8 protein-coding genes are annotated in these 6,155 nt (G+C 64.0%); 3 read left to right on the top strand and 5 right to left on the bottom strand.

The features are described from left to right. Positions 1–107 precede the first annotated feature (107 nt). From AUC71_RS19255 to AUC71_RS06200, 3 genes are read left to right on the top strand one after another with little or no spacing between them, the layout of a single operon-like run. Positions 108–341: a hypothetical protein gene (locus AUC71_RS19255; RefSeq protein ID WP_069623571.1), complete on the top strand. Its 234-nt coding sequence runs from the start codon at positions 108–110 to the stop codon at positions 339–341. Beyond that, on the top strand, positions 281–1,774 hold the full coding sequence (locus AUC71_RS06195) for an adenylate/guanylate cyclase domain-containing protein (protein ID WP_069623572.1): 1,494 nt from the start codon (positions 281–283) through the stop codon (positions 1,772–1,774). The genes AUC71_RS19255 and AUC71_RS06195 overlap by 61 nt, the downstream gene beginning before the upstream one ends. 3 nt (positions 1,775–1,777) lie before the next feature. Next, a complete protein-coding gene (locus AUC71_RS06200) occupies positions 1,778–2,170 on the top strand; it encodes a DUF3307 domain-containing protein (protein ID WP_069623573.1) in 393 nt (130 codons plus the stop codon). Here AUC71_RS06200 and AUC71_RS06205 read toward each other — a convergent pair. The 5 genes from AUC71_RS06205 to AUC71_RS06225 all read right to left on the bottom strand — a co-directional run. After that, positions 2,167–3,144, bottom strand: coding sequence for a cyclic nucleotide-binding domain-containing protein (locus AUC71_RS06205; RefSeq protein WP_069623574.1), 978 nt, complete (start codon positions 3,142–3,144; stop codon positions 2,167–2,169). The two genes, AUC71_RS06200 and AUC71_RS06205, sit on opposite strands and share 4 nt — an antisense overlap. Next, positions 3,071–4,390 (bottom strand): SulP family inorganic anion transporter, encoded by a 1,320-nt coding sequence (locus tag AUC71_RS06210; RefSeq protein ID WP_069623575.1) that lies wholly within the window; start codon positions 4,388–4,390, stop codon positions 3,071–3,073. Before AUC71_RS06210 ends, AUC71_RS06205 begins: the two co-directional genes overlap by 74 nt. A 108-nt stretch (positions 4,391–4,498) precedes the next feature. Then, positions 4,499–4,870, bottom strand: a complete 372-nt coding sequence (locus AUC71_RS06215) for a cyclic nucleotide-binding domain-containing protein (protein ID WP_204376652.1) — start codon at positions 4,868–4,870, stop codon at positions 4,499–4,501. A 61-nt stretch (positions 4,871–4,931) separates the two neighbouring features. After that, positions 4,932–5,753, bottom strand: coding sequence for a leucyl/phenylalanyl-tRNA--protein transferase (locus AUC71_RS06220; protein ID WP_158007727.1), 822 nt, complete (start codon positions 5,751–5,753; stop codon positions 4,932–4,934). 132 nt (positions 5,754–5,885) lie between these two features. Beyond that, positions 5,886–6,155: FGGY-family carbohydrate kinase (locus tag AUC71_RS06225; RefSeq protein ID WP_244500827.1), on the bottom strand; the 270-nt coding region annotated here is incomplete at its 5' end.

The following is a 6,155-nucleotide window of genomic DNA, read 5'->3' on the forward strand; positions in this document are numbered from 1 at the left end:
ATGGGCTTCATCGCATCGCCTTTCACCGAAACGTTGCCGGAGATCAAATCAGGGTTCTCCCATGGGGGAGACGATCCACGGCTCTTCGCACCCTATTACCCGGGCGCGTGACCAGCCTGAAAGTGTTGCAAGAGCCTGCGCTCGGCGCCGGCGCACTCAACTGGATTCCGGAGTTCGACCAGATCATCCGCCGCATGCCTATCTTGGTGCGCGTCGGCGATACGCTCTTTCCTTCACTCTCGGCCGATGTGTTGCGCCTCGCGCAGGCGCCTCGACCTATGTGGTCAAGCTCCTCCGGGGCGAGCGGCGAAGCGCCTTCGGCGAGAAGACCGGCATCGTGAAAGTTCGGGTCGGCGACTTCGAGGTCCCCACAGAAGCCAACGGCCAGATGTGGATACGCTTCTCGCCGCAAACCCGAGACCGCTATCTTCCTGCCTGGAAGGTGTTGAACGGCGAAATCGGCGCCGATCAGATCGAAGGCCGCATCCTCCTCATCGGCACGAGCGCCGCGGGGCTGCTCGATCTCCGGGCGACGCCGCTCGAGGCCTCCGTTCCGGGCGTCGAGCTGCACGCGCAAGCCGTCGAGCAAATCATCCGGGGTGCGTTCCTGTTGCGGCCCGACTTCGCCAAGCCTGCCGAGCTTCTCTATATCCTGGTGCTCGGTCTTCTCATCGCCGTGCTCATCTATCGCGCCGGCGCCCTCGGCAGCGCGGTGCTCGGTGCGGTCGCCGTAGCGTTCGTCATCGGCCTGTCCTGGTATGCCTTCGCTGCCTGGGGCTGGCTGGTCGATCCCGTCTATCCCACGCTCGCCCTGTCGGCCATCTATCTCGCCGGCACCTCCTTCGTGTTTCTGCGCACCGAGCGCGAGCGGAATCGCGTGCGCAATGCCTTTTCCCATTACATGGCGCCGGCCCTTGTCGAGCGCTTGGCCGCCGAACCGGACCGGCTCAAGCTCGGCGGCGAGACCCGGGACATGACGCTTCTGTTCAGCGACGTGCGGGGCTTCACCAGCATCTCCGAAGGGCTCGATGCTCAAGAGCTGACGCGCTTCCTGAACAGCCTCTTCACGCCGCTCAGCAACATCATCCTCGACGAAAAAGGCACCATCGATAAATTCATGGGCGATGCGTTGATGGCGTTCTGGAATGCCCCGTTGGACGAGCCCAATCATCCAAGTCTTGCCTGCCGCGCGGCCTTGCGCATGGTCGAGGCGATGAAAACCCTCAACGAGCAGTGGCGGGAAGAGGCGCTGGCCGGCGGGCGTGACTACAAGGAGGTCAAACTCGGCATCGGCCTAAACACGGGGTCGTGCTGCGTCGGCAATCTCGGCTCGGAAACACGATTCGATTACTCGGTGATCGGCGACAATGTGAACATCGCCTCGCGCCTCGAAGGCCAGTCCAAGACTTACGATATGATGGCCATCGCCGGCGAGGAGACCGCCTCGCGCGCGCCAGACTTCGCGTTTCTCGAGCTCGATCTCTTGAAAGTGAAAGGCAAGAAAGCGGCGACGCGCATCTTCGCGCTTCTCGGCGACGCGGACCTGAAACAAAGCCAGTCCTTCATCGACCTCACCGCGAAGCACCAAGACTTCCTCGCCCGCTACCGGGCGCAAGACTGGGATGCGGCGGACGCTCTGAGCGTCGACTGCGAAGATTTGGGGGGCGCGCGGCTGCACGGCCTCTACGCGCTCTACCGCGAACGCATCGCGACACTCCGCGTCACTCCTCCCCCGGACAATTGGGACGGCACGGCCGAGGCCTTGTCGAAATAACGCATGCCAGAAGCCGCCTACATCGTCCTTGCCGCGGTCTGTGTGTTGATGATCAAGCACACCGCCGCCGACTTCTTTCTGCAGACGCCCTACCAGTATTGCAACAAGGGCATCTACGGCCATCCCGGCGGACTGCTGCATGCGGGAATCCACGTCGCGCTGACGCCGCTCGTCTATCTGGTGATCGCGCCCGCTTCGCTGCTGCTCGCAGCGGCCATCGCCGCCGGCGAGTTCGCCGTCCACTATCATGTGGATTGGGCGAAAGAGGGGGTGACGAAAGGGAACGGTCTGACGCCACAGACGTCCGGCTTCTGGCACGCGCTCGGCGTCGATCAGCTCCTGCACGGGCTGACCTATCTCGCCATCGTTGGCCTGCTGGTCTGGGCCGCCTCTTAAAGCAGCGCCGAAATCTCGCGATTGGCGAACTCGAGCCGGTCAGACAAAAGCCGGATGATGAGCTTGTGGAGTGCGGCGGCGGCGGCCGAATCCTTCTCCTGCATTCGGTCGAAAGCCTCCTGCGTCAGCCGGTAGACAACCGTCGGCGCCTCGGCGACCACGTTCGCCGTGCGGGGCACTTTTCGGTAGAAGCCCATCTCGCCCACCACGGTATGCCCGATCATGCGCCGTAGCCTGATGGAGCGCCCGTGCTCGTCGGTAATGGTGATGGCGACACAGCCCGACGCCTGGAACACGACCGAGTCCGACGGCTCGCCTTGCTTGAACAGGAAGGCGCCGCTGTCGAGCTCCTGCCGCTCCATGAATGGCGCAATCCGCTCAAAATCGATCAGACCGCCGAACTCGTTGTGCAGCCATGTTTCGAAGTTGTGCGCCGAGGCGTCGCCGACCTCATGATAGAGGAGCACCATGTCCTCGCACCATTCGACAGCCTCGTTGCGGCTGCCGAAGGCTTGGTGCGGCCGCGTCGCGCCGAAGAAGCCAGCACTGTCGAAGCCCGCGCGCATCGCGTCGCTGAGCCCGCTGAAGGCGAGCGTCACATCCTGCTCCTCGCAATAATTGCGCAGCTTGACGAGGCTAAGGACCGCCGAGGTGTCGAGGCCTTGCACGCCGCTGAAGTCGAGCACGATGTAGCCGACCGGCCTTTCGGTCTGGTCTTCGATCACCCGCTTGATACGCTCGAACAGGCCGTTCGACGAGCCGAAGAAAATGAAGCCGGAAAGCCAGAACACATGGACGCGCTTGCCTTCCTCGTGCAGCAGGCGAGTTTGCTCCGGCGAGCGCTCCACATTGCTCGAGAATTCGTAGCGTGTCAGATGCCGGCGGATCACCCCGATGCGGCTATAGGAGAGCGCGAAGAGCAGGCAGGCGCCGATCACACCCAGCACCACGCCGACCAGATAGCCGAAATACAAGATGACAAGAGCGATGGCGATGGCGAGCCCCAAGTCGGTTCCGGACCGCTGCGCCGGCGAGCGCACCAGGCTCCATCAGGATCATCACGCCGAGATAGCCAAGCATCCCGCCGAGGATCGCTTTCGGCACGATGCTGCCGATATCGGCGCCCGCGAACAGCACCAGTCCGCAGACGATCGCCACGGACACGCCGCTCAGCCGCGTCACCGCGCCGGCCTGCTGCAGCAGCAGGCTGTTGTTGAGCGAGAGATTGCCGGCCACGCCGCCGAGAACGGAGGCGAGCACATTGGCGAGCCCGTTGGTGCGGAACTCCTTGTCGAGATCTGCGGATTTCTGCCGTGCCACCTCGAGGCTCGACACATCGAGCAGCATGGAGATGGCGGTGACGCCGCAAACGGCACCGATTTCCGCGCTGCTGCGCGCCATGACACCCCAATCGATGTCGTGGGTGACTATCGCCTCTAGCGGCCACCACAATTGAAGAGCGCCGACCGCCTGCAGGAACCATAGACTGCGCGTCCCCTCCTCCGTCACGAAGCCGAACAGAATAATGTCCATCACGACGAGGAAGGAGATGAAGGCGACAGGCAGGGTAAGATAGTCGTCCATCCAGCGCTTGAGCAGCACGATGAACAGCGCGAAGGCGAGCCCAACTCCGATCTGCGGTGCATAGGATGTATCGGCGATCGCGGCCCAGCTCGACGGTGCCAGCGTCAGATTGCTGCCGATGACGACCTCGATGCCCCCGGTAATGAGGAGGCAGCCCGAAGCGGCCAGGAAGCCGCCGATCACGGGATATGGCACGAAGCGCAGCCATTGGCCGAGCTTCAGCCCGCCCACCCCGAACAGAAGCGCACCGGTGAGGAACGTACTGACCGAGATGGCCACGAGCACATTGATCACCATGGTCTCGGAATCGGCGCCCTTGGCCGCGAGCCCGGCCGCCACCGTCGCCGCCAGCACGCTCATGACCGCGACCGCGGGCGTGTCGGGTCCGGCATCGGCGGGAACCAGCGTCGTGGTGAGCGCCACGACCACGCCGGTGACCACCGTGCCCATGATCAGGGCCGCGAGCCCGAGCGGAAACCCGGCTGCGATCGAGCCTTGAAAGATCAGAGCGCTGAAGGAGATGCAGTAGGCGATATTGACGATCGCCGAGATCGTCCCCGCCAACGCGTCCCGCCCAAGCGTCGACGCTTCAAAATTCTGCGGGCGCTTGAGCGCCAAATTCGCAAGCAGCGGCAAGGGCGTGAACGGGAGGTCAAGGGGTTAAGTTGGCGCCGATCATGGCGGGGGAAGGCCACAATGCAAGGCAAAAATGGCAATGCGCGGGCCCTTGAGCGCCGTACAAGCTCAATCGCGGGACGCCGACCGCCTCAATCGCTCCGCCAAGGTTCGCATCACCGCGATGGCGAAGAACGGCGTTTCGTGAACCAGAAACAGGAAGCTCTTCTCGTTGATGGGCGCACATTCGGCATCCGTCTTGGCCCGCGCGGTGGCACTGCGGGCCGATCCGTCGATCAGCGCCATTTCGCCGAAGATGCCGCCGGCGGACAGGGTCTCGATCACCTTGCCGTTCCGCTCGATCTCGACTTCTCCCGAGCGAACCACATACATAAAGTCGCCCTCGCAGCCCTCCGCGAAGATCACCTCGCCGGACGCGAAATTGGCCAGTGGAAAGCCCGCATTGGCGAGCATGCTCAGATCGAGTCCCGCGATGGTCATCGGCGGCATCCTCCTGGCGGTCGCCCTCGGCTAGCGGACTGATGCTAAACGCAAACCTCGGCTAAGACGATAGCGTGAAGGGGTTCTGCGTGCCTGGCGTGGCCCGCCCGGTGCCGGCCACTTTCGGGTTCCAGCGTGCCGCGTCCAGGCCTCTTTCCACGGTCCACTTACCCATGCGGGTCGGCTCGTGCGTCGCCTTCGACAACAGCCCGTTGAAGGCGAAGCGCGGCACGACCGAAAAGCCGAGCTGGCTCAATTGCCCGCTCATGCGCTTGCCGTCGTTGAGCGCGAAGCCCCAATGCTGGAGGTGGCAGCTCAAGGTCACGAAACCCACATTCACCGCGTCCCGCTCTCGCGAGAACAGCTTCTCGGTGAAGAAGGCCTGCCCGATGGCCAAGCCGAAGAGACCGCCTGCGAGCCGCCCCGCGCGGTCCCAAACTTCCACCGAATGGGCATAGCCGGACGCGTTCAGCTCCGCGAACGCGTCGGCGAGCGCGGGCTCTGGCGCGCAGGCCCGCAACACGCCGCCGAAATCTTCATCGAAGGTCACGCCGTAAGTGCGCGTCTGGAGAAGCCGCCACACGCGCTGGGACACATAGGCGTTCTCCGGGAACGAAACCATGCGTTCCGCGGGCGCCCACCACTTGTTCGCTTCCGGATAGAGCCCCTTCGCATAAGCCGCGATCATCGTGGGCACATTCAGGTCCGAGCACGACCCGCAAAGGCCTTCGGGGTGACGCAGCGCCTGTTCGGGATCCGGCAGTTTTGGACCAAAGCCGATGAATTGTTTGGCGAGCAACGCCAGTGCCGCCGGCCTGCTGTAAAGCCCCGACGAAACGAGGTTGCGCGAGACCTCACTCAGCACGCTCTGTCGACCGGACACCGGCAACTCCAACGCAAATACTTACGGAGCGGCGGGGCGCCGGAAACGCCGACAGGCGCCGCGCGCCGAGCTTGCCTCCAAAAGGATTCCCAATGGGTTAACGCTTGCGGATCCTTGTTTCCGGACCGCCCTTCACGCCCCGCGGCTGCGCACCCGGTCCACCGCTTCGAGCCACCCGGCGTAACGAGCTTCGCGCTCCGCGGCGCCCATTGCCGGTTCGTAGACTTTGGCCGGCGTCCACGTTTCGGCGAGCGTTGCGTTGTCGCCGTAGAAACCGACCGCCTGGCCCGCGAAATAGGCAGCGCCCAACGACGTCGTCTCCAGGATTGCCGCAACCTCGACGGCCTCACCCAAGATGTCGGCCAGCCGCTGCATGGCCCAGCCATTCGCCGTCATCCCGCC

Source organism: Methyloceanibacter marginalis (assembly GCF_001723295.1).
Taxonomy (GTDB): domain Bacteria; phylum Pseudomonadota; class Alphaproteobacteria; order Rhizobiales; family Methyloligellaceae; genus Methyloceanibacter; species Methyloceanibacter marginalis.